This window comes from Microbulbifer thermotolerans, from assembly GCF_900112305.1.
Lineage (GTDB): Bacteria > Pseudomonadota > Gammaproteobacteria > Pseudomonadales > Cellvibrionaceae > Microbulbifer > Microbulbifer thermotolerans.
In genome coordinates this window covers 63,860-85,905 of sequence record NZ_FOKT01000009.1, presented here as the reverse complement: position 1 = coordinate 85,905, position 22,046 = coordinate 63,860, and the positions used below count along the sequence as shown (strand labels likewise).

The following is a 22,046-nucleotide window of genomic DNA, read 5'->3' as shown; positions in this document are numbered from 1 at the left end:
ATTTTCTCCACTTCCCAAAGATGTCCGAGAATCAAGCCCGATCTGAAAAGGCCGAGCTGCGCCGCCACATGCGCAGCGCCAGACGCAGCCTCTCCCCTTACCAGCAGCGCCTGCACGGTCGCGCGGCAGTCAACCGGCTGATCCGCAGCCCCTTGCTGCAATGTGCCCGGCATATCGGTATTTACTGGCCCATGGACGGAGAGCTGGATATCCGCTGGCTCCAGGAGCGCTTCCCGCACAAATATTTCTATCTGCCGGTGTTACCCGCGGAACCACATCCGCATTTGCGCTTCCGCCGTTGGCACGGCGGCCCCCTGAGCTTCCGCAACCGCTACCGCATTCCTGAGCCTCTGCGCGGACACAGCCTGTCGCCCCGGCGGCTCGACCTGGTGTTGGTTCCCCTGGTGGCCTTCAGCCCCGGCGGCGCCCGGCTCGGCATGGGGGCCGGTTTCTACGACCGCACATTTGCCTTCAAACATCTGCTGCGCGGTGCGGGGCCGGTACTGGTCGGAGCGGCGCACCAGCTGCAGTGTATACCCGACCTGCCCACGGATAGCTGGGATATTCCTCTGGATGCGGTGGTGACAGAAAAGCGTATTTACCGCTGTCGTTAACAAGACACGCAAATGAAAAAGGCCGGACGCGGAAGCGTTCGGCCTTTTTCATTTGCGTGGAAGCGGAGCACTCAGCGAGTCACCACCCCCTGCTGCAGTGCTGCTGGCGGCTCCGGATCCGAGGCGAAAACCTCGGTCAAACCGGTGCTACTCAGCAACACGCCCGCAACAAAGACAATCACGGCGATTGTCAGTGCATCGGATTTCATGGGAACCATCCTGTACGATCACTTGTTTTTGTTTTGAACCTTGTTTTAAGCGTTCTGCCCCGGATTAGACTCAGCTCGGCGCAAAAGTTCAACGGGAATTGAAGATACTCGAGTACCGGCGAAATAGTAAACGGCCTCGGGGCACTTTTTGTGAGGTGTATCGCATTTCCACGCGAAATAGTTAGACAAGAACTCCGCAGTGGGTCCGGCCTGCCCCGGCCCCACAATCGCGGACACTTCAGCTCGCCAGGAAAAACCGGTAGGCGGGGTTATCGGTCTCGTCCCAAAAGGGGAACTGCAACTGGTTCAGAAGCGCCATCAGCTGCCCGCGCTCCTCCGGCGCCACCTGCATTCCAGCCAGCACACGCCCGTAGGCGGCACCGTGGTTGCGGTAGTGGAAGAGCGTGATGTTCCAGCGCCCGGCCAGCTGTTCCAGGAACTTGCGCAGGGCACCGGGCCGCTCGGGAAATTCGAAGCGATAGACCACCTCGTCGGTCAACCCTGGGGCGCGGCCCCCTACCAAATGGCGAATATGCAATTTGGCCATCTCGTTTTCGGTCAGGTCTGACACGCGGTAGCCACTGGCCTGCAAGCGCTCCACCAGCTGGTGCCGATCGGTGTCGGTGGCCACCTGGAGGCCGACAAAGATATGCGCCTCACCGCTGTTGGCGTAGCGGTAATTGAATTCGGTAATGGCGCGGTCACCCAGGTCGCGGCAGAACTGCAAATAGCTACCGGGGCGCTCGGGAATCGTTACCGCCAGCACCGCCTCGCGCTTTTCACCGATCTCCGTGCGCTCACTGATATAGCGCAGGCGGTCGAAATTGGTATTGGCGCCGCTGCACACCGTTGCCAGCGCGGCATTGCGGCTGCCGGTCTCCTCGGCGTACTTTTTCAGCCCCGCCAAACCCACGGCACCGGCGGGCTCGGCGATGGAGCGGGTATCCTCAAAGATATCCTTAATGGCCGCGCATATTTCGTCAGTGGTCACGGTAATGACACCGTCCACCGTCTCTCGCAGCACGCGAAAAGTTTCCTCGCCGATCTGTGCCACAGCGACACCGTCCGCAAACAGCCCTACCTGCGGCAAGCGCACCCGCTGGCCCGCTTCCAGCGCCGCATTCAGGCAGGCGGCATCTTCCGGCTCCACTGCGTAGACTTTCACCTCGGGCCGCACATATTTGATGTAGGCAGCCATGCCGGCGGCCAGGCCACCGCCGCCTACGGGGATGAACACCGCATCCAGATTGCCCGGATGCTGGCGCAGCAATTCCATCGCCACAGTGCCCTGACCGGCAATGACATCTGGGTCATCATAAGGGTGCACAAAGGTCAGGCCCCGCTCCTCCACCAGGATTTTCGCGTGAGCCGCCGCTTCATCGAAGGTATCGCCGTACAGTACCACCTCGGCACCGCGCATGCGCACAGCGTTCACCTTGATCTGCGGTGTGGTTTTCGGCATTACGATGGTTGCCCGCACGCCGAGCTGCGCCGCGCCCAGTGCCAGCCCCTGGGCGTGGTTGCCGGCGGAAGCGGCGATAACACCGCGGGCGCGCTGCTCACCGGGCAGCTGCAACAGCTTGTTGTAGGCGCCGCGCACTTTGAAGGAGAACACCGGCTGCAGGTCCTCGCGCTTCAACAAGATGCGGTTGTTGAAGCGGTAGGACAGCTGGCGCATCTGCTCCAGAGGCGTCTCGGTGGCGACATCGTAAATACGCGCGTCTAAAATGCGCTTGATATAGGACTTGGGCATAGCGGCGGCAGTAGCGGAACATAATTTCTGTGCGCGGGCAGCTTTCAGTATGCACTTATTGCAAGGCTGGGATACGCGCTACACTGGCACGCAAGTCTAATCCTACGCCAACATATTTACCACCCAAAAGCCGTTTTTGCGCGAAATTTTCTCGCCGATACGGCGGCAGAAAACAAAAAATTGCACAGGAAACTTCCCACAGCATGACTCAGGACGAACTGAAGAAAGCCACGGCCCGCGCCGCCATCGACTACATCGCCCCCAAACTGGAGGCCGACGCCATCGTCGGCGTGGGCACCGGCTCCACAGCCAACTTTTTTATCGACTATCTGGCGGAAATCGCCGGCCGCTTCGACGGCACCGTGGCCAGCTCCGAGGCCTCCGCGGAACGCCTCAAGTCTCACGGTATTCCGGTCTACGATCTCAACAGTGTCGATGCAATCCAGTTCTATGTGGACGGCGCGGACGAGACCAACCCCGCCCTGCAACTGATCAAGGGCGGCGGTGCGGCGCTGACGCGGGAAAAAATCGTCGCCACCTGCGCCGACGAGTTCATCTGCATCGCCGACGAAAGCAAATGGGTGCCGGTGCTCGGCAACTTCCCGCTGCCGGTGGAGGTCATTCCCATGGCGCGCTCTCTGGTGGCCCGGGAGCTGGTCAAGCTCGGCGGAGATCCCGTCTACCGACAGGGCGTCACCACCGACAATGGCAATGTGATCCTCGATGTGCACAATCTGCAGATCACCGAGCCCAAGGCCCTGGAAGAGGCGATTAACAATATTACCGGCGTTGTCACCAACGGTATCTTCGCCCTGCGCCCCGCCGATAGGCTTCTGCTCGGCACCGCTTCCGGAGTCAAAACGTTTACCGCCGACTAAGTACCGCCATGGGAAAAATCAATAACAAACGCACCTCGTTACTTGTGCTGACTTTCCACGCACTACTGGCCGCGGGTTGTGCCACCAGCCCGCCCAGCAATCCCGACGATATCTGCTCCATCTTCCGCGAGAAGAAGAGCTGGTATCGCGAAGCCAAAGAGGCCGAGGAGAAGTGGAACTCTCCAGTGCCCACGATGATGGCGATCCTGTACCAGGAATCCCGCTTCGTGCACGACGCCCGGCCGCCGCGCACCAAGATTCTTGGTTTTATTCCCGGCCCCCGCCCCTCCGACGCCTACGGCTATCCGCAGGCGCTGAACTCAACCTGGCGCACCTACCAACGCGCCACCTTCAACTACGGCGCCGACCGGGACGACTTCGGCGATGCCATCGACTTCGTCGGCTGGTACAACAACACCAGTGCCCGCCAGTGCAGCATACGGCCCGACGACACTTACCACTTGTATCTCGCCTACCACGAAGGCCACGGCGGATTTAACCGGCGGACGTTTCGCAGCAAAGGCTGGCTCAAGTCGGTATCACACAAGGTCTCCGCCCGCGCGCAGACCTACCGGCGGCAGCTGGCCAGCTGCGAAAGCTCACTGAAAAGGCGCAGGAAGTTTCTCGGCCTGTTTTGACGACCGGAAAAATTCACAGGGTGGCGTGCATTCACACAACACGCCGCTCAAAACGTCTACGCTGAGCGGACAACCCCTCACTTTTGCAGCGCTGAAAGTCAGAAGTTGTAGCCCCGGTATTTGTCACAATCCGGACCGCCCCAATGCGACGCTGGATCCTCCTCCACCGAAGCGAAAGCGTCCCCCGATCTATCGAGGTGCTCGATGAAAACACTAGCCATTTGTCTCTCAATCCTCGCTCTGTTGCTGTCCCTGCCGCTGGCACAGGCGCAAACCGATACCGCTCAACCGGCTGCCCGGGAAGTTTCTTACAGCGAACCCAAGCTGCAGCAGTTTGCCAATGCCTATCGCGCCATCGTTGAGCTCAGTCGCGAGTACGCGCCCAAGCTCAAGGCCGCGGCGGATATCGAGGAAGCCGAGGCGATCAACCGGGAAGCCCAGGGAAAGATGATCGAAGCGATCAGAAGCGCGGGGCTGACCAAGGAGGAATATCAGCAGATAGCGGGCAGTCTCAAGTCTGACCCGGCACTGGTGGAGAAGGTCAACAAAATGCTGCAAAAAGATCAGCGATAGCGCAGAGGCCGCTGCCGGGCCAGCCCCCTCTGGTTCAATCGCGCAGGCGCTGCTGTCGCTTCGGCGGTCAGGCAGTGGCCATCTAATTCTTTGGGCTTCTTGCCAAGTCCCGAAGTACTTGTTTGCAAACGGGGAGGATGTATCGGGGTCCCCTAAGGCTGCGGCAGGCCCGACAGGGGAACCTCGAGTACCGTGCAAATTGCCTCCAGGTGCTGACGCACCCAGGCGCGGTCAAAGGAGCCCCAGTCCAGCAAACGGTAATAGCCGTCGTTGTTGCGCACCCCCTCCTGCACAAACTCCACCCGCACACCGTGGCCCGGTAGCCCCTTGGCAATGATGTCCTGCACCGTGCGCCGCGGCCAGCCGGTGACCGCTTCCAGAGCGGGGTTGTTGGGTTTGGGCATGGTTTCCATTAGGTAGGCGATCAACATCCGCCTGCACACGGTGTGATTCAGTTGCTGTTCTAGCGTCGATGTCATTGAACTCTTCTCTCTCCCGTTGCCCCCTTTTACCACAAGCCGCCGCGCCGCTCACCCCACGCCTCCAGATCTGACTGTCGCGGCAGCTTTGCACAGACTGCTGATTCCGCCGCATAATCCCGTATTCACACCAGCGGAAACAGACCGGCGCAGATCGAGGCGCCACGATTTCCGCAATGGAGTCTTTCGATGACGGCACACAGACGGCAGAACGGGCCGCGCGCCGCCATTGGCGTGCGCGGGGATAAGCGCGCGATGCAAACCCCATGGCGCTCCGTTCAAGTGCCGAACTCCGGATACACAGAGGGCCGAGACAGTGCAAAGCGACAATCTGGAAACCGGCCAGGAACACAGAACCGTGGAGTTCCTCGACACAGATCCAGGCCTGCTCGCCGCCGCGGTGCGGGCCCAGCTGGCCGGTGCCCGCGCCGCGGGACTGGACTGCGACCAACTATTACTAGACAGCGGCATTGACCCCACACTATTGGACATTCCCGACAGCCGTGTCGGCCGTGAACAGGTGGCGAAGCTGCTGCGCCGCGAGTGGGACCTGCTCGGCGATGAGTCCGGCGGTTTCCTGTCCCGCCCCTGGATACCCGGCACTTTCGCCATGATGGGCCACGCCTGCCTGAGTTGTCCCAACCTGCGCCGCGCACTGCTGCGCTCCAGCCGCTTTGTGTCCATCGTCAGTGACGACCTGCAAATCAAGCTGGTGGAAGACGGTGAGGAGGCGCGTTTGCTGATCCATCACGGCAATCTCAAGCAGCTGCCGAACCAGATCTTCGTGGAGTCACTGGCCGTCATCTGGCTGCGTTTTTTCAGCTGGCTGATCGACCGCACCATTCTTCTCGAGCGGGTACACCTCGCCTTCCCGCCCCCGGACTACAACGAAGATTACAGCGATATGTTTCCCTGCCGGCACTATTTTCACCAGCGCGAGACCTGCCTGGTATTTAGCACCCGCTACCTGCAAATGCCGCTGGTACGCGATGAACAACAGCTGGCCGAATTCCTCGCCCGCGCCCCCGAGTGCCTGCTGACCCAATACAAATCCGACAACAGTTACACCGGTCGTGTGCGCCGGATGCTCGCCGGTCAAAACGGTATTGAGAATCTCTCTCTGGATGATGTTGCCGCACGCCTGTACACCTCGCCACAGACACTGCGGAGACGCCTGAAGGAAGAGGGTAACAGTTGGCAGGACATCAAAGATTCGGTGCGACGGGACATCGCGGTCTACCAGCTGAAAAAGCACGAGACGGCGGTGGCGGAGATCGCGGAGCGCCTTGGCTTTTCCGAGCCGAGCGCCTTCAACCGCGCGTTCAAGAAGTGGACCGGCCTGGCGCCGGGGGCCTACCGGGAAAAATATCGGGGCTAGCGCCGTGGATCACAGCGTCCACTGATGCCTTTGGGGGCTGTCGTTGCGACAGCCCGCTCCTCGCATTAAGTCTTCACTCAAAAGTCACCACCCGCACACTGATGCGGCGGTTCTGCTGCTTACCCTTTTCAGTGTCCTCGCCGGCAAGTGGCTTGGCCGACCCCATACCGGTGGCGGTAACCCGGTTGGCATCAATGCCCCGGGCCACCAGCATCTGCGTCACCACATCGGCTCGCTCCTGGGAGAGCTGCTGATTGGTGGCTTCGTCTCCCTCGCCGGATGTGTGCCCTTCAATGGCGATAGTCAGCCCCGGGTTTTCCCGCATAATGCTCACCAGCGCTTCCAAATCGGGCAGTGCCCGACTGGTCACCTGAGCACTGCCCTTGGCAAATTGAATATCCAGAGGAAACTCTCGGTTGGGATCGCGACCGGCACTGGCGAGATAAGCGCGGAAGCTGGCGGCGAAATCCATTGGCTGGCCGCTTGGCGGCACCGCTGTCGCATCCGGCGTCTCCTCGATCAATACCGACTCCTCGTCGAGTATTACTTCGCCGGGTTGATCGTCCATCTTCTCCCGCTTCGCACACATATTCAGCGCATAGAGGGCGGCCAGCGCAATCAACAGCGGCCAGAACCACTTGGCCATGCCAGCGCGTTTTTTCCCGGCAGAGTGTACCGCCTGTGCACGCGCCTCTTGCGGCTGCGCGTGACCGCGGGTCTCCAGTGCCTCTCCCAGCTCGTCGAAACTGCCCAAGTTCAACGCCTGCAGCAAGCCACTGGGCAACTTGCCCTTGATAAACTGCCGCTGTCCCGCCAGCAACGCGGCCATCCCGGAAATATCCAACCCTTTGCTTTTCTCCAGACGCGCGAGCAATGCCATCATCACCGGCGCTGCGATCTTCAACAGGCTGCCTCCCTTGCCGGAGGCGCCCAGTGCCGATGACATCAGGTCACTGACTTCATCCACCTTGCCACCGAACAGCCCCGCCAGCATATTGCCACCGCGCTTCTGCAGGCTTTCCATCTGCTCCGGATCACCGATGACACGAGTGATGGAGGAAAGATCCAACCCGGCGCTGTCCGTCACCATATTGAACAGACCGGCCATCCCCGTTTTGTTACTGCCCTTATTAAGCATGCCCGCAATCACAGTGGCCAATCCGGTCTCGACGGCGGACTCACCTTTCTCTTCCGGGATACCGAGCGCATTGCTCAAGGCGCCTACGCCATCGCCTCCCATATGGTCTAGCGCCATTTTCAGTAAATTGTCCGCCATAACAAAACCTTAAATACCACTGCACATCTCCACTGAGTGTATGGCAGTCAAACCGGCAGATTAGTTTGTTTCCGAATAAATGGCGGCGGGTTAAATTCGCTGTATTTATGGTCCAGCACTGTCACTGGATCCATCATCCACATCGCTCCCATCATTGCACCCCCCGCTGGTACAACTATGTTTATAGCCTCACAACCACAAGGCGCCCGTCAATGCTTCCATCGGATTGCAGTGTCCGCTCACCACGGGGCACTAGCAAGCACCTCGATATCGTCCAATAAAAACACAGGAGAGCAACCATGATTCCCAGAACGGTCTTCAACGAAGAGCACGAACAGTTCCGCGATACGGTACGTAAATTTCTGGAGAAAGAAGCCCTACCCTTCCACGCCCAGTGGGAAAAGGACGGTCAGCTGGATCGGGGCCTGTGGAAAAAAGCCGGAGAAATGGGCTTCCTTTGCCCACAGGTACCGGAAGAGTATGGTGGCCTGAACCTGGATTTTGGTTACAACGCCGTTATCGATGAAGAAATATCCCGCTTCAATCTCACCGGCATCGGTTGGGGCCTGCATTCCGCTATCGCCGTTCCCTACATTATCAACTACGGCAGTGAGGCACAGAAGCGCAAATATCTGCCCCAATGCATCAGCGGCGACATGGTTACCGCCATCGCAATGACCGAACCGGGTGCCGGCTCCGATTTGCAGGGCGTGCGCACCACCGCAATCAAAAACGGCGACCATTATGTACTGAACGGCTCCAAAACCTTTATCACCAACGGCCAGCACGCCAACTTGGTGATAGTGGTTGCCAAAACCAATCCGGGCGAAGGCGCCTCCGGTGTCAGCCTGTTGCTGGTGGAGGCGGACAGTCCGGGATTCAAAAAGGGCACCAACCTGGAAAAAGTTGGCATGAAGGCCCAAGACACTTCCGAATTATTTTTTGACGATGTCAAAGTGCCGGCGGAAAACCTGCTGGGCGCCGAGGGGCAGGGCTTTATCTACCTGATGCAAGAACTGCCCCAAGAGCGCCTCAGCGTCGCCATCGGTGCGACCGCCAACGCCGAAGCCGCCCTCTCGTGGACCGTCGACTATGTGCGCGAACGCAAGGCCTTCGGTAAGCCCGTCTCCGCCTTCCAGAACACCCAGTTTAAACTGGCGGAGCTCGCCGCTGAACTTGCAGCGATGCGCGTCTTTGTCGACCGCTGCCTGGAACTACACTATGCGCATAAGCTCGACGTCGCCACCGCAGCCAAGGCCAAACTGCTCGCCACCGACTTTCAGTGCAAGCTGCTGGACGAGTGTGTGCAATTGCACGGCGGCTACGGCTACATGTGGGAATATCCCATTGCCCGCGCCTGGGCAGACGCGCGCGTGCAACGCATTTACGCTGGAACCAACGAGATCATGAAATTAATCATTTCACGGGAACTTTTACAGTAAACCGAGAGCAGGCATTGATGGCCCGAAAAGTTCTGGTGAATCCGCCACCTGACGGCAAAGGCTTTTCACGCCCAGATGAGCACCCCAACCCGCTATCTGAGCGCTTGGGGTTCAACGACAAGGAGATACACCGTAATGGCCGGCAGTGAGATCTGTGAAGTCAAACGCATCTTCACCTCCAGGATCAAAGTGCTCGAGCACATTCTTTCCGTAGGAGAGGCGCATTTTTCCGACATGAGGGCGATTATGCACGAGCGCCTCGCGGAGGATATGTTCCCATTCGGTGCCCAGATCGCACTTGCCTGCAACCAACCCCGCGGCTTTGCCCAGTGGTGCGCGGGCGATCCCATAGAAAATCTCAATACCGATGTGGACTCGCCGGATAAAGCCCGCGCACTGATTACACAAACCTGCGATCTTGTTGCCAGTATTACCGCGGACGATAGCCGCCTCGACGATATCAAGTGCATCAATCTGGGGCCTGACACTTACTGTGAATTACCGGCCCACCGGTATGTAAACGACTTCCTAATTCCCAATCTGTACTTTCACATCACCGTGGCCTACGCGATTCTGCGCAAGCTCGGTGCACCCATTGGCAGGGCGGATTTTACATTCCATCTAAGCCCCTATGTCACGATGAAAGAAACCTAAACAGGCTTACTTCCATACTCACGATCGGGCGCGGAATATTTCACACTCTCTGAATTCCTCGCGATAGCTGATTACAGAACCTCAGGCAATGGAGCGGACATTAAGAAATCGCGCGAGTCTTTCTTCACAACGCCCGCCTTTATTTCCGGTGGGCGCATCTTCGACCCCATTAGCATCATGGCTCATATAGCGCAAAGTTTCTTTACCACCAGGAAGCGAATAAATCGGATATCCCCTAATATTAAGTGTGACTTCATCAGTACAAGCTCACCGGAATTCAACATACTACTAACTTACGAGCAGAGCCTATGTGTACTAGAGCGCTATGGCTAAACAGCGGCCAAGGTGTCATCGCGGGACGTAATATGGATTGGGCACAGAGCCTCAATACCAATCTCTGGGTCATCCCTGCAGGCATCGAACGGAAGGGAATCGACAACGATAAGAATCCGTTAAAGTGGAAGTCGAAGTATGCCAGCCTGGTCGCCACCGCCTATGATCTCGCCACTGTGGATGGCATCAATGCAAATGGTTTGGCTGCACACCTTCTTTGGCTGGCCGAGTCTGACTACGGAACCCGAGACCCCGCTATGCCCGGCCTGTCAGTATCTATGTGGGCGCAGTTTTACCTCGATCAATTTTCCAGTGTAGAAGAATGTGTAAATTTCTCTCATGCGAACCAGATTCAGATCTGCCCACAAAATGACCCCGTATCCGGCCGTTGGTCCACTGTACACCTGGCCCTCAGTGATGCTTCGGGAAATTCCGCAGTGATCGAATACATTGACGGAAAAGCCCATATCCACCACGGTCGGCAATACACTGTAATGACCAATTCGCCCCCATTCGACGAACAGCTAAAACATCTCTCCCAATATCAAGGTTTCGGCGGCCAACTCCCACTACCGGGAACCACAGATGCCGCCGACCGCTTCGTACGGGCAAGCTATTACCTGTCCAAATTGCCTCCGGTAGATTCACCAAAAATCGCCTATGCCGCACTGCTGAGCGTTATGCGCAATGCCGCCCAGCCTTTTGGTACCGCTGATCCGGCGCGACCCAATATTTCAATGACAATATGGCGGACACTCATCGACCTTCAGCGACGGATATACGCGTTTGAATCTTCATTTAGCCCGGATATCGTCTGGATTCACCTGGACAGGGTTAACTTACATCAGTGTCAAAAACTTGATCTCTCTCAAGACAATTTAGTTGGTGATGTCAGCGGTAGGTTTGTCGCAGCGGAACCATTTCAATTTCTATCTGCTTGACAGCCGACCCTTGCACAGGGAGCTACGGAACATCTAGATTGCTGAAGAGGTGTACTGCTATTGACAGTCGGTCTATTCAGGTATTATCTAGCCAGGCTATCTAATCCATCATCTGTCTTAGCGACGCCTCTATCTGCCCTCCGCAATAAGTATTTCCCAGTGTACTTCTCTGCTTGTCTAGAAAAGCCTTTATCGACTTGCGCGACTCCACACGCTGGCAGAGGCCGGCGACCTGTGGAGCATGCGTCCGCAGGTCGCGGCCCAATGTGGGGAAGGCGTGTGTCAGCGTGCCAAAAAGTGCGGTGACGGCAATATCCGCCACAGAAATGGTATCTCCGAGCAGAAAACCGCTGTCACCTTTTAGGCCGTGCTTCGATCCGGTTTTTTCGAAGATCTGCATCCAATCCGCCAGTCGGGAGCTGCGGAACTGTTTCCAACTTTCCCTATCCCACATTGTCATGCCGTAGAAATTGGTAATTTCCATCAGCACATCGTTACAGTCGAGAATGCTTTTAAGGGCCAAGGTATGCGTTTCCGCCTTTTGAGGCAGATAGTCGTACTCCCTGGCCAAGTGCATTAGTATCGCCGGCATTTGGGCGTAATAGGTTTTACTTTTACACTCGTACAGGTAGGGCGGGGCCATGCCGGGATTTCTGATTGTTAAGCGCTGCTTAGGATATAAGTCACCAGCTTCACACCTTTCGTACCTGGCTCCCACTTCCTCAAGGAAGAGCTGAATAAAGTTACCCCGAAAGGGCAGATCCCAATAATACAGCTTATAGTCCAACATTTTCTGCCTCCCGATTGCAGCCTTTGTCGCTGATTATTCGTGATGGTCTGCCATCCCCTCCGCCCTGGTCTTGTGAATGGTTCCATCCTTGTGTTCCGGCGGACTGTAAATAGTGTAGAGTTTCAAATCCCGGCTCGCGGAAGTATTGATTATGTTGTGCCGCACACCCGCCGGTATCACCACTGCGTCGTCGGCCTTGATGCTGTGCTCCCTGCCATTGAGAATCAATTTCGCTTCGCCCGCCTCAAAACGAATGAACTGGTCGATGTGATCGTGGACTTCTTCCCCTATTTCCTCGCCCGGCTTCAGGGACATCACCACAAGCTGGCTGCGGGGGCCTGTGAACAGTACTTCCCGAAAGTTGGAGTTCGATACGGTCCGCTCTTCGATATTGACGAGATAGCCTTCTTTACCTTTGATTTCCTCCGCACTCGGACTTGTTGACACAGTCATCGCGACCAGAGGAAGCAGGAACCAGTTGCAAAGCCTCACATTAACCTCCCATCTATTCCGCGAATTCAATCGAGCATCGGTCGGCCGGAAAAAGCTGAATACCGGGGCATCCAACCGCTACAAAAAGCAACTATAGCTTCCGGGACTCCACATCCGGATAACAGCACCCACGGGTCAAAGTGCGCTCTTTCGAATCATAGACATGCGGCTTCGCCTCCCCAGCCCGTCACGGCGCAAGAGCCATTTTTTTCAAAATTACATCCCTTGGCGCATCAAAATTTCACAACGGGCGGCCACCGCCAGTGCAACAGTGGAAAACCATCGGCCAATCCGGTACATTCGCGCTCATTTTTTAACCGCTGACAACTCATTTACTCGCTGCCTGTACGGGGCCCTCATGACCGAAAACTCGCCTTCCACTACCGCCACCGCCGTAGAAGTTCGGTACCCTCCACTGTTGGAGCGACTGTTTAAGCTTTCGCAGCGCGATACCACTGTACGCCGGGAATTGATCGCCGGAGTAACCACCTTCCTGGCCATGGCCTACATCATCTTCGTCAACCCGAACGTGATGGCCGCCGCGGGCATGGATAAGGGCGCAGTGTTCACGGCAACCTGTCTGTCGGCGGCTGCCGGTTGTCTGATTATGGGGCTCTACGCCAATTACCCTTTCGCATTGGCGCCGGGAATGGGGCTGAATGCCTTTTTCAGCTATGTGGTCGTCGGAGAAATGGGTTACAGCTGGCAGATTGCCCTGGGGGCGGTGTTTATCTCCGGAATGCTGTTTTTACTGCTCAGTATTTTCCGCGTGCGCGAGTGGATTATCGACAGTATTCCCCTATCACTGCGCCAGGCGCTGGGCGCGGGCGTGGGCCTGTTCCTTGCGATCATAGCGCTGAAGAGTGCGGGAATTGTGACCGCCAGTCCGGCCACACTGGTAACCCTCGGCGACCTCACATCCAGCGACGCGGTCCTCGCCGCATCGGGCTTTTTCCTAATCGCGGCACTGGCTTTCCGACAGGTGCTGGGCGCGGTGATGATCGGCATTCTCGCCGTCACCGCAATCGCGCTGCTGATGGGCAAAGTGTCGTACAGCGGTCTCGTCTCCGCGCCGCCGAACCTGGCCCCCACACTTCTGCAGCTGGATATTGCCGGCGCTTATGAAGTGGGTATGGTCAGCGTGATCTTCGCCTTTCTGTTCGTGGACCTGTTCGACACCGCCGGTACCCTGCTCAGCACCGCGGACCGCGCGAAACTGCTGGACAAAAACGGCAAGCTGTCCGGTATGGGCAAAGCGCTGATGGCCGACAGCTCGGCATCCGCGCTCGGTTCTCTACTGGGGTCCTCGACCACCACTACCTACGTGGAGAGTACGGCGGGTGTCGCCGCCGGTGGCCGCACCGGCTTGACCGCAGTAACATGCGCCGGACTCTTCCTGCTGGCGCTGTTCTTCTCGCCACTGGTGAGTATGATTCCCGCCTGCGCCACTGCCGGCGCATTGCTCTATGTGGCAGTGCTGATGACTTCCGGGCTTTCATCCATCGACTGGGATGACATTACCGAAGCCGCTCCGGCAGTAATCGCGGCGGTTATGATGCCGCTTTCCTTTTCCATCGCCAACGGCATTGCGCTCGGCTTTATCTCGTATGCAGTAATCAAAACACTGAGCGGGCGCCGCCGGGATGTCAGCGTCAGCGTGTATCTGCTGGCCGCCATGTTCGCCGCCAAGTTTGTTTTCTTCTAGAGGTACATTCGTGAAAAAACACTTTATCAGTGCACAGCAGCTTCTAACCGACTCCTATGCGCTTGCAGAGAAAGTTTTTCAAAGCGGTTTCCGCCCCAACTATATCGTCGGTGTCTGGCGGGGCGGCGCACCGGTGGGTATCGCGGTGCAGGAATTACTACATGTAATGGGCGTTGACGCCGACCATATCGCGATTCGCACCTCCTCATACACGGGTATCGGTGAACGCGACAAACACGTGCGCGTACACGGCCTGACATATCTGATTAAACGCCTGGAATCCCACGACAGTCTACTGATCGTCGATGACGTGCACGACTCCGGCCTCAGTATCGACCAAACAATCAAGGATCTGCGCGCGGCCTGCAAAAAAAACACACCGGAGATCCGTGTGGCGACGCCCTACTATAAACCCGCCAACAACAAAACCGATCGCGAACCGGATTATTTCATCCACATAACGGATAAGTGGCTGGTATTTCCGCACGAGATCGACGGCCTGTCGCGCGAAGAAATCCTCGAACACAAGCCCGAGCTTGAACCCTATCTGGACCGAATTGCGACCGCGGTCTGACCTCCTGCCACGCTGGGGGCAATTCAGATTGCCCCCGAATAACAACACTCACCCACTAGCCCCGCCTCCACTTTAAGTCTCCTCATTAACGCAACCTCACCAAAACCATCCAGAAGTCGATATTCGGGGAATATGATTGTTGCACAGAACATCATTTTTCTACGGCCTTACTGCGATACAAAAATGTATTCTGACCCGATTTTTTCACTGCTTGAAATTTAAAGAAATTTTCACTTACATAGGCATACCTATTTGACTAAAAAGTCGATTTTATTTGATTAACGGATGCCTATATAAATTCCCGGCCCTTTAAATAAAGGCCTTGTACAGTGACCATTAATTCACAGCACCTGTGTTATGGGTTTTGATAAGGAGTAGTCAATGAATAATGCACCTGCAGCCATCACATATTCCGGCCTAAAACCATACGGGCAAACCGGAACCGGGCGAACACTACTTGTCACCGCACAGCACCGCCAGCTGCTTGATGGGTTTAAAAAAATAAGTGAAATTCCAAGCAGTGAAGGCTATTACGCCCAGTCAATTACTAAAGCTGTTGAAAGCTTGCGGGGATGTACCGCGCCAGTAAATTCCTTTATAAAAAACGGCAAACCCAATCGCCATTGCATTGTCTTCTCAGGGTTTGAGATTGAATACGAAACAGGCAGTTATTACGGGGGCCCGCAAACCGACGTAGTGATTGTTGATATCCGCCTTACCAATGATAGGGCCAAAGACGAGCGGCGGGCAGCTCTTTGGCAAGTCAATGCTACTAAAGCTGGGGATTGGCGGACCAAAGAACAGCCTGAGTCGGTATTGGCCCCCAGCTCTAAAATTCCTGGCAATGCGGATAAGCCAATAAAAGTAGGAATCAATGGACACTGCGATAAGTTGGAGCACGCGGCCAATATGCTGCCAATACATATCTCTCGAGGAAATAATTCTACTCTAACCGAGCTTAAAGATACTGGTTATCATTTGTTCTACGTACCTCAAAGTGGTTCCAATATCAAAGCGGGCTGGAGCTTCATACGTGACCTAGGACGCTCGATTTCTCCCAATAATTTAGAGGCAGCCCGGATACTTGCCCATCATATGAAAGAGGCTCACGAACAAGGCCTCTATGTAGAATGGACAAGTCATCGCGGTGGCTCTAAAGTTCTGACTCAGGCTATGAAGCTACTTGCACAACGTCAAGTCAAACTTGGAGGGAGACAAAAGATCTTTTTGAGTGATCATACTTCTAGCCATTTTGATGCAGATATTGCACGTCGCGCAGTAGAGATGAATACTAGTGATGCCAAGTGGCACAATGCTACACCTGGCGCTGCTCAATTAATAGCCGGAAAAGCATTTGGAAGTGCAGAATTAAAATGCTCAATAAATGAACTAATCCACCATACACCAAGCGATCAACGAATAGAAAAAATTATCGATATAATTGCGAAAGGAAAAGAATCGTATAAAAAAGCTGTATCAACTGGAAGTATTGCTATTACATTAGCGTCGACATATGGACTAAGCGCTGCATTTGCCTCTGCCTTGGTTAAAGCCTTGGGATCAACAATTTTAGCAAGTGTGCCAAGTTTAAATGAGGGTTACCACAAGAGCTCGACTGAACCACTTAAACAGCTAATTAAAAAAGTCAGTTCTTGAAGAATAGGACAAACTTGTGTTGATTGGAACAGAAAAAAAACCCAAAGGCCCTAAAATTAAAATGGGCAGAATTATTGAAAAAAATTTATCGGAGACAAAATTACTTTTTGTCGCTCCAAAGACCAAAGATCCATTCTCTAGCTTAAAAAATTGGGAAAAAGAATCTGACTTCCTGGATATCTACGATTCTAATTTATTCGAAACATTAGAAACTTGTGACAAGACAGGAGAAAAACGCACATTTGCGTCTCACCATGTAGCTCGAGCCTATTCCAATATATGGGAATTCCGCGGCCTCCCTATATTACAAGGCTACTGCGGTCATATAATTTTCCTCATAGATATTGTCAAAGTGGAAGATTTGCCAATCAATGAGAGCCTTTTCGATAATCGAGTACTGGCAAAGGAGGCATATCGTACGTTTGAATTTGTCAAATTAAATGATTTACATAGAGGACATTCCGATGATCCTTTAGATTTTACTCCTTACCGATGGCCCACTTATTTGGGGCCAATAAACAGTCAATGGTTGGCCAAAAACAAACGAGACTGGCTCTATTTTGAAGATCAGCCTCTAATTAGTGATAGTGAGACAGTCACATGGCACACTGCCATCGATGACAACTACTATTTGAGCTGTAGTTTTGTCATATCTCGCTCGGCAAGAAATGCAGGCAATCCCTACAGAATCGAACAACGCGTACCAAGAGATAACTTCCTAGCACTAATGCACAAAATTATGGACTCCCTGACTCTGGATCTGAACCCGAAGGCCGCGGCACGCCGCGCCCAGGTCCAGGCCCAGCCGGGCGCCAGTGATAAACCCATATTGACCTGTACACCTGAGCAGGTGGAAGAGGCCAAGCATGTGCTCTATATGTGGAGCGGACGCGGATATGAGGAACCGGGTAAAAGCAGGGACGACGACCACCGCGCAAACCCCGAGGATGTAGCGGCCTTTATTGAAGAGCGAATCAAACCCCGTCCGCTGCCAAACAGCTATCCCCCAGGCGAGCTGTTAAAGCTGGCACAACAGCCGACCTAGAGATTAGTAAGCATCCACTAATTAACCGCCTGTCAGCAAAGAAGCTTCGAGGCCAGATGAGAAACTCAGATGATGGGATGAATATTTAGAAATCGTCAGATACAGGGAGTTATCCGGCGGGTTATGGAAAAACTCGTGTGTTTTCGTAATGTTCACCCCATTGTCCGAGTGCCTCGAAACCAACTGCAGCGCTCATGTGCATTAATCAGGGCCCACTTACGCTCGATATGGTAGAAGTACATCGGCCGGTGAAAATTTTCGTCTCGCATACCGTCAGCACAAACAACATCCGTATCCATACAAGCAAAGACAAGCAGTTAAAAATTTTTTTCTTTCCTTATATTTCAGCAGTGTCAACTAGTTCTCGATAACCTGACTTCCAGGTGCGATAAAGCGCCCACTACTGCCCTTCCATCGTGGTATAAGGGACGATTGATTTTTCCACAACTCATCCCGGCTAACGCCGAATCTTTTAGCTAGCAATCCTGCGGGGTAAGCATGATCAAAACCGGAAAATTCGCCGCGGCGCTGCTTTGCAGCGCCATTCTTACGGCCTGTAGTCAGGAGTCCAGTAACCAGCCAGTCACCGAGTCGTCTGCCGCGGCGGTGGCCATTAGCCGTGCCGATGCGCCGGGATTATCCGAGGCCTACGCCAAGCTTCGCAAGCAGCAAATTGCCGCGGTGGACTATGAGCTGTCAGTCACCCTCGACAAGAACGGCAAGCAGTTTTCCGGGCTAGTCGTCGCCAATACCAAGTTTAACGGTGCGCTGAAGCAACCGCTGACGATCGATTTTGCCGGTGGCAGTGTGGAATCCGTGAGCGTGGATGGTGCAGAGGTACCATTTAAATACAATGGCCACTTCATCACCATTCAGCCTGAGCACCTGCAAGGCGGCGAGCACGCCATTGCGGTGAACTATCAACACCCCTATTCCACTGATGGCTCCGGCCTGCACCGCTTCGAAGATCCGGAAGACGGCAACGTCTATATGTACACCGACTTCGAACCCTACGATGCCAACCGACTCTTTCCCCACTTCGACCAGCCGAACCTGAAGGCCCACTACACGCTGAATGTGACCGCGCCGCAGGATTGGATCGTCGTCAGCTCTGTGCGCGAGAACAAAATCGAGAAGGACGGCGCGGTGAACCACTGGCACTTCCCGCAATCAGCCAAATTCTCCTCCTATATTTTCTCCCTGCACGCCGGCCCCTTCCATGTGTGGGAAGATGACGCCGATGGCATCCCCCTGCGCCTGATGGCCCGCAAGACACTGGCGCAATATGTGAAGCCGGAAGACTGGTTCACCTTTACCAAGCAGTCCTTCGCCTTCTTCCAGCCTTATTTTGAAATTGACTATCCGTTCAAAAAGTACGACCAAGTGATCGTGCCGGACTTTAATGCCGGCGCCATGGAAAATGTGGCCGCGGTTACCTTTAACGAGACATATGTCTCCCGGGGTAAAAAAACTCAGGCCCAGCGCATGCGCCTGGCCAACGTGATCGCCCACGAAATGGCCCATATGTGGTTCGGCGATCTGGTAACCATGAACTGGTGGGACGATCTGTGGCTGAACGAGAGTTTCGCCACTTATATGGCCAACCTCTCCCTGGCGGAGAACAGTGAATTCGACAACGCCTGGGAAAACTTTTATCTGGGTACCAAGCAATGGGCCTACCATTCCGACCAGCTGCCCACCACTCACGCCATCCAGCTGCCGGTAAAAAATACCGATGAAGCCTTCGCCAACTTCGATGGCATCACCTACGGTAAGGGCGGCTCCATTCTCAAGCAGCTGCCCTACTATCTGGGTAAGGAAGAGTTCCGCAAAGGGGTAAGTAATTATCTGAAGGACTTGTCCTACCAAAACTCCACCCTGAGTGATTTTATGGGGCACCTGGGCAAAGCTGCCGGCAAGAACCTGGACCAGTGGCAACAGCAGTGGCTCTACCAGGCGGGTCTTAACACCATTCAAGCCAGTTTCCAGTGTGAGAACAACAAGGTCACCAGCCTGACTCTGACCCAGTCTGCGCCGGAAGAATATCCGACACTACGCGAGCAACGCACGCAGATCGGTTTCTACAATATGAAAAACGGCAGCATGGTGCTGAACAAGGCAATCCCGGTGCTGTATAAGGGTGAGAAAACCCAAGTGACCGACGCCGTCGGCCTACCCTGCCCGCAGATTGTTTACCCCAACGAGGGGGATTGGGCCTTCGCCAAGGTCAATCTGGACCCGGTATCCGTTGAGAATATGTCCAAGCACATCAACGATATCGAGAAGCCCTTTACCCGTCTGATGCTGTGGCAAAGCCTTTACGACAGTGTCTACGATGCCAAACTGCCACTGGATGAGTACATCAGCTTTGCTCTTTCCAACGCTGGCAGCGAGCGCGATATCAATGTAGTGCGCCTGGTTTCCAGCCATTTGGGCCGCGCCTACAGCTACCTGAACCAGGTCGCTATCGACAACGCCAAACGGGATGAACTGCAGCTGGCGATCGAAAATTTTGCCTGGACGCAACTCCAGCAGGCGGCCCCCGGCAGCGACGCGCAGAAGACTTGGTTCTCCACCTTCACCGCAGTGGCACACACCGATGCGGCCCTGGCCCATGCCAAGCAATTGCTGCAGGGAGAAATGACCATCGAAGGTCTGCCCCTGGACCCGGATATGCGCTGGAGCCTGATTACACTGCAGAACCAGTACCTGTACGGTGATTACGAGCAAGCAATAACCCGGGAACTGGCCAAAGATAACTCCGACCGCTCCCAGCTCAACGCCATCGCTGCAGAAGCCGTGCGGCCTCAGGCAGAGAGCAAAACCAAGTGGCTGGAGAACATCCTGCAACACCGCGATAACTTCAAGCTGAGCCAGCTGAAATACGCGGCCTATTCCCTGTTCCCCTCCGAGCAGAGCGAATTCTTCGAAGCCAATGTGGAGCGTATCGTCGCCGCCTTGGACGAAGTGAACCGCAGCGACGCCCCGGAATTCGTCGGCACCTACGCAAGACTCTTCCCGCTGAATTGCAGCGAGAAAGGGGTGCAGCAACTGAGTGAAATTTTGCACAGCGGCAAGCAACTGAATCCGCTGTTGGAAAAAGCACTGAAGAACCGCCGCTATGAGAATCAGCGCTGCCTGAATATGGCTGCGATGCTGAGCAACGGCCACGAAGGCTAAACCAGCCCAGTGACCACCCCAGCTCCACCGGGGTGGTCACACCATACTCCCAAGGCCCCGCGGGGCCTTTTTTTTATCCACCTGCATCTAATCTCTATCCCCACGTCGTCAATTTGGAGATTCACCGCTGAATTCGCTCTGTCTAGCTACCGGACCATGAGCAATTCCCGGGCTTCGTGATTTTATAAATCTCAATAGGCGCCAGTGGACCGCCCTGGCGAGAGTCGCATTCCACAAAGCATAGAAAGATGAAGAAAAAATATTTTAAAGCCACCGCCCCCATCCTGGTGCTGGCATTGGGGTATGGGGTGGTACAACTGATGAGTGCCGCCAAGCCGGCACCGGAAAAGAAAGAGGAGAGCCCTCGCCCGATATCGCTGGTCTACGACGAAGCGCGGGAACAGGCCGTGCGCCTAACAGTAGCCACCCAGGGGGAGGTGCGACCACACACTGAGATCGATCTTACACCACAGGTATCCGGGCGTATTATCGCTATCTCTGAAAACTTCGCCGAAGGCGCCGGGTTTACTCCCGGCGAAACTCTGGTCCAATTGGACGACGCCGATTACCGCCTGGCCCTGGCCCGCGCCGAGGCTGGCGTTGCCGCCGCCGAAGTGGTGCTGTTGCAGGCGCGGGCAACCGCTGCCATTAAACGCCAGCAGTGGGAGACGGCCAACCCCGGGCGCGAACCCACACCACTACAAGTTAATCAGCCCCAGGTAGCTGAGGCAGAGGCCCAGCTGCGCTCCGCCAAAGCAGAACTCGCGGACGCGCAGCTGAACCTGGCGCGCACACAAATCAAACTCCCTTTCCGCGGTCGCGTTATTCGCAGAGATATAGGCGTGGGCCAGTATGTCACCGCCGGTACAGTCCTGGGCCGGGTTTTTGCCACCGACCGCGTCGAGGTGCGCTTGCCCCTCACCGATGCTCAACTGCAAGAGTTGGATCTGCCTATGGGCTTTGTAGCCACAGAGAGAAACCCCGGCCCACCGGTGACTCTGTCGGCCCAGGTGGGGCGGGATGCGCACCAGTGGCAGGGGCGCATAGTGCGCACCCAGGCCGCTGTGGATCAGCAAACCCGACTGATCTACGCCGTGGCCGAGGTTGCCGATCCTTATGGAGCTGGCGCCAGCAACGGTGTACCCCTGGCGGTGGGGCTCTTTGTTTCCGCCGAGGCGCAGGGTGTACGTGAGCGCCCCGCCCTGGTGCTACCGAGAGAAGCGCTGCGCAGCGCCGACAAGGTTTATGTAGTGGACGAAAGCAATCGCCTGAATATCCGCACCGTGGAAGTGCTGTCCACCTCTAAAGACCGAGTGGTGATCGCCTCCGGACTGACAGACGGTGAGCGGGTAGTGACCTCAGCCATTGCCAATGCTGTGGACGGTATGGAAGTTCAACCCATTGCCCAATTGGCCCGGAAATAGCGGAGCGCACCG

Annotated in this window: 21 protein-coding genes; 15 read left to right on the top strand and 6 right to left on the bottom strand. The window is 55.6% G+C overall.

Annotated elements, in window-relative coordinates:
* Window positions 1-20 precede the first annotated feature (20 nt).
* On the top strand, window positions 21-614 hold the full coding sequence (locus BM155_RS14555; protein WP_074903913.1) for a 5-formyltetrahydrofolate cyclo-ligase: 594 nt from the start codon (window positions 21-23) through the stop codon (window positions 612-614).
* Window positions 615-685: 71 nt separating this feature from the next.
* Here BM155_RS14555 and BM155_RS17330 read toward each other — a convergent pair whose 3' ends face one another.
* Window positions 686-823, bottom strand: a complete 138-nt coding sequence (locus tag BM155_RS17330; RefSeq protein ID WP_175487808.1) for a hypothetical protein — start codon at window positions 821-823, stop codon at window positions 686-688.
* Window positions 824-1,061: 238 nt separating this feature from the next.
* Window positions 1,062-2,624 (bottom strand): threonine ammonia-lyase, biosynthetic, encoded by a 1,563-nt coding sequence (ilvA, locus tag BM155_RS14550; protein ID WP_265965608.1) that lies wholly within the window; start codon window positions 2,622-2,624, stop codon window positions 1,062-1,064.
* Window positions 2,625-2,779: 155 nt separating this feature from the next.
* Between ilvA and rpiA the strand changes: the two genes are divergently transcribed.
* From rpiA to BM155_RS14535, 3 genes are all read left to right on the top strand, one after another.
* Window positions 2,780-3,454 (top strand): ribose-5-phosphate isomerase RpiA, encoded by a 675-nt coding sequence (rpiA, locus tag BM155_RS14545; RefSeq protein WP_067155991.1) that lies wholly within the window; start codon window positions 2,780-2,782, stop codon window positions 3,452-3,454.
* An 8-nt stretch (window positions 3,455-3,462) separates the two neighbouring features.
* Window positions 3,463-4,092 carry a transglycosylase SLT domain-containing protein gene (locus BM155_RS14540; protein ID WP_074903909.1) on the top strand — a complete coding sequence of 210 codons (630 nt, stop codon included), beginning with the start codon at window positions 3,463-3,465 and terminating at the stop codon, window positions 4,090-4,092.
* Between the two features lie 204 nt (window positions 4,093-4,296).
* On the top strand, window positions 4,297-4,665 hold the full coding sequence (locus BM155_RS14535; RefSeq protein ID WP_067155996.1) for a DUF4168 domain-containing protein: 369 nt from the start codon (window positions 4,297-4,299) through the stop codon (window positions 4,663-4,665).
* Window positions 4,666-4,817: 152 nt separating this feature from the next.
* On the opposite strand, the gene BM155_RS14530 is transcribed toward BM155_RS14535, so the two are convergent.
* Window positions 4,818-5,144, bottom strand: coding sequence for a helix-turn-helix domain-containing protein (locus tag BM155_RS14530; RefSeq protein ID WP_067155999.1), 327 nt, complete (start codon window positions 5,142-5,144; stop codon window positions 4,818-4,820).
* Between the two features lie 316 nt (window positions 5,145-5,460).
* Here BM155_RS14530 and BM155_RS14525 point away from each other — a divergent pair, with 316 nt between their 5' ends.
* Window positions 5,461-6,522 (top strand): AraC family transcriptional regulator, encoded by a 1,062-nt coding sequence (locus tag BM155_RS14525; RefSeq protein ID WP_083421216.1) that lies wholly within the window; start codon window positions 5,461-5,463, stop codon window positions 6,520-6,522.
* Between the two features lie 73 nt (window positions 6,523-6,595).
* Here the strand turns inward: BM155_RS14525 and BM155_RS14520 are convergent, their stop codons facing one another.
* Window positions 6,596-7,798, bottom strand: a complete 1,203-nt coding sequence (locus BM155_RS14520; protein ID WP_074903907.1) for an OmpA family protein — start codon at window positions 7,796-7,798, stop codon at window positions 6,596-6,598.
* 299 nt (window positions 7,799-8,097) lie between these two features.
* Here BM155_RS14520 and BM155_RS14515 point away from each other — a divergent pair, with 299 nt between their 5' ends.
* From BM155_RS14515 to BM155_RS14505, 4 genes are all read left to right on the top strand, one after another.
* On the top strand, window positions 8,098-9,240 hold the full coding sequence (locus BM155_RS14515) for an acyl-CoA dehydrogenase family protein (RefSeq protein ID WP_074903905.1): 1,143 nt from the start codon (window positions 8,098-8,100) through the stop codon (window positions 9,238-9,240).
* A 17-nt stretch (window positions 9,241-9,257) separates the two neighbouring features.
* A complete protein-coding gene (locus tag BM155_RS17740) occupies window positions 9,258-9,389 on the top strand; it encodes a hypothetical protein (RefSeq protein WP_265965485.1) in 132 nt (43 codons plus the stop codon).
* Complete coding sequence (locus BM155_RS14510) at window positions 9,376-9,894, top strand: DUF1993 family protein (RefSeq protein WP_067156014.1); 519 nt, start codon at window positions 9,376-9,378, stop codon at window positions 9,892-9,894. The genes BM155_RS17740 and BM155_RS14510 overlap by 14 nt, the downstream gene beginning before the upstream one ends.
* Before the next feature lie 308 nt (window positions 9,895-10,202).
* Window positions 10,203-11,168 carry a linear amide C-N hydrolase gene (locus BM155_RS14505; protein ID WP_074903903.1) on the top strand — a complete coding sequence of 322 codons (966 nt, stop codon included), beginning with the start codon at window positions 10,203-10,205 and terminating at the stop codon, window positions 11,166-11,168.
* 100 nt (window positions 11,169-11,268) lie between these two features.
* Here the strand turns inward: BM155_RS14505 and gst are convergent, their stop codons facing one another.
* Window positions 11,269-11,958 carry a glutathione transferase, Atu5508 family gene (gene gst, locus BM155_RS14500; protein ID WP_067156019.1) on the bottom strand — a complete coding sequence of 230 codons (690 nt, stop codon included), beginning with the start codon at window positions 11,956-11,958 and terminating at the stop codon, window positions 11,269-11,271.
* Between the two features lie 33 nt (window positions 11,959-11,991).
* Entirely contained in the window at window positions 11,992-12,405 is a 414-nt protein-coding gene (locus BM155_RS14495; protein ID WP_197463000.1) for a cupin domain-containing protein, read from the bottom strand.
* 403 nt (window positions 12,406-12,808) lie between these two features.
* On the opposite strand from BM155_RS14495, the gene BM155_RS14490 reads away from it, so the two are divergent.
* The 6 genes from BM155_RS14490 (at window position 12,809) to BM155_RS14465 (ending at window position 22,034) form a co-directional block, all read left to right on the top strand.
* Window positions 12,809-14,155, top strand: a complete 1,347-nt coding sequence (locus BM155_RS14490; protein ID WP_175487810.1) for an NCS2 family permease — start codon at window positions 12,809-12,811, stop codon at window positions 14,153-14,155.
* Between the two features lie 10 nt (window positions 14,156-14,165).
* A complete protein-coding gene (locus BM155_RS14485; RefSeq protein WP_067156025.1) occupies window positions 14,166-14,729 on the top strand; it encodes a phosphoribosyltransferase in 564 nt (187 codons plus the stop codon).
* 381 nt (window positions 14,730-15,110) lie between these two features.
* Window positions 15,111-16,385, top strand: coding sequence for a hypothetical protein (locus tag BM155_RS14480; RefSeq protein ID WP_074903901.1), 1,275 nt, complete (start codon window positions 15,111-15,113; stop codon window positions 16,383-16,385).
* 16 nt (window positions 16,386-16,401) lie between these two features.
* Window positions 16,402-17,430, top strand: a complete 1,029-nt coding sequence (locus BM155_RS17155; protein ID WP_139223286.1) for a hypothetical protein — start codon at window positions 16,402-16,404, stop codon at window positions 17,428-17,430.
* A gap of 498 nt (window positions 17,431-17,928) precedes the next feature.
* Window positions 17,929-20,610 (top strand): aminopeptidase N, encoded by a 2,682-nt coding sequence (gene pepN / locus BM155_RS14470; protein ID WP_067156034.1) that lies wholly within the window; start codon window positions 17,929-17,931, stop codon window positions 20,608-20,610.
* 248 nt (window positions 20,611-20,858) lie between these two features.
* On the top strand, window positions 20,859-22,034 hold the full coding sequence (locus tag BM155_RS14465; RefSeq protein WP_074903897.1) for an efflux RND transporter periplasmic adaptor subunit: 1,176 nt from the start codon (window positions 20,859-20,861) through the stop codon (window positions 22,032-22,034).
* The last annotated feature ends 12 nt before the right edge of the window (window positions 22,035-22,046 follow it).

Excerpts from the sequence above, each read along its gene's own strand:
- BM155_RS14505 (WP_074903903.1), top strand. The coding sequence starts at position 10,203 with ATGTGTACTAGAGCGCTATGGCTAAACAGCGGCCAAGGTGTCATCGCG.
- BM155_RS14520 (WP_074903907.1), bottom strand. The coding sequence starts at position 7,798 with ATGGCGGACAATTTACTGAAAATGGCGCTAGACCATATGGGAGGCGAT.
- pepN (WP_067156034.1), top strand. The coding sequence starts at position 17,929 with ATGATCAAAACCGGAAAATTCGCCGCGGCGCTGCTTTGCAGCGCCATT.
- BM155_RS14515 (WP_074903905.1), top strand. The coding sequence starts at position 8,098 with ATGATTCCCAGAACGGTCTTCAACGAAGAGCACGAACAGTTCCGCGAT.
- BM155_RS17740 (WP_265965485.1), top strand. The coding sequence starts at position 9,258 with ATGGCCCGAAAAGTTCTGGTGAATCCGCCACCTGACGGCAAAGGCTTT.
- BM155_RS14555 (WP_074903913.1), top strand. The coding sequence starts at position 21 with ATGTCCGAGAATCAAGCCCGATCTGAAAAGGCCGAGCTGCGCCGCCAC.
- BM155_RS14490 (WP_175487810.1), top strand. The coding sequence starts at position 12,809 with ATGACCGAAAACTCGCCTTCCACTACCGCCACCGCCGTAGAAGTTCGG.
- BM155_RS14535 (WP_067155996.1), top strand. The coding sequence starts at position 4,297 with ATGAAAACACTAGCCATTTGTCTCTCAATCCTCGCTCTGTTGCTGTCC.
- BM155_RS14510 (WP_067156014.1), top strand. The coding sequence starts at position 9,376 with ATGGCCGGCAGTGAGATCTGTGAAGTCAAACGCATCTTCACCTCCAGG.
- BM155_RS17330 (WP_175487808.1), bottom strand. The coding sequence starts at position 823 with ATGAAATCCGATGCACTGACAATCGCCGTGATTGTCTTTGTTGCGGGC.
- BM155_RS14530 (WP_067155999.1), bottom strand. The coding sequence starts at position 5,144 with ATGACATCGACGCTAGAACAGCAACTGAATCACACCGTGTGCAGGCGG.
- BM155_RS14480 (WP_074903901.1), top strand. The coding sequence starts at position 15,111 with ATGAATAATGCACCTGCAGCCATCACATATTCCGGCCTAAAACCATAC.
- gst (WP_067156019.1), bottom strand. The coding sequence starts at position 11,958 with ATGTTGGACTATAAGCTGTATTATTGGGATCTGCCCTTTCGGGGTAAC.
- rpiA (WP_067155991.1), top strand. The coding sequence starts at position 2,780 with ATGACTCAGGACGAACTGAAGAAAGCCACGGCCCGCGCCGCCATCGAC.
- BM155_RS14465 (WP_074903897.1), top strand. The coding sequence starts at position 20,859 with ATGAAGAAAAAATATTTTAAAGCCACCGCCCCCATCCTGGTGCTGGCA.
- BM155_RS14540 (WP_074903909.1), top strand. The coding sequence starts at position 3,463 with ATGGGAAAAATCAATAACAAACGCACCTCGTTACTTGTGCTGACTTTC.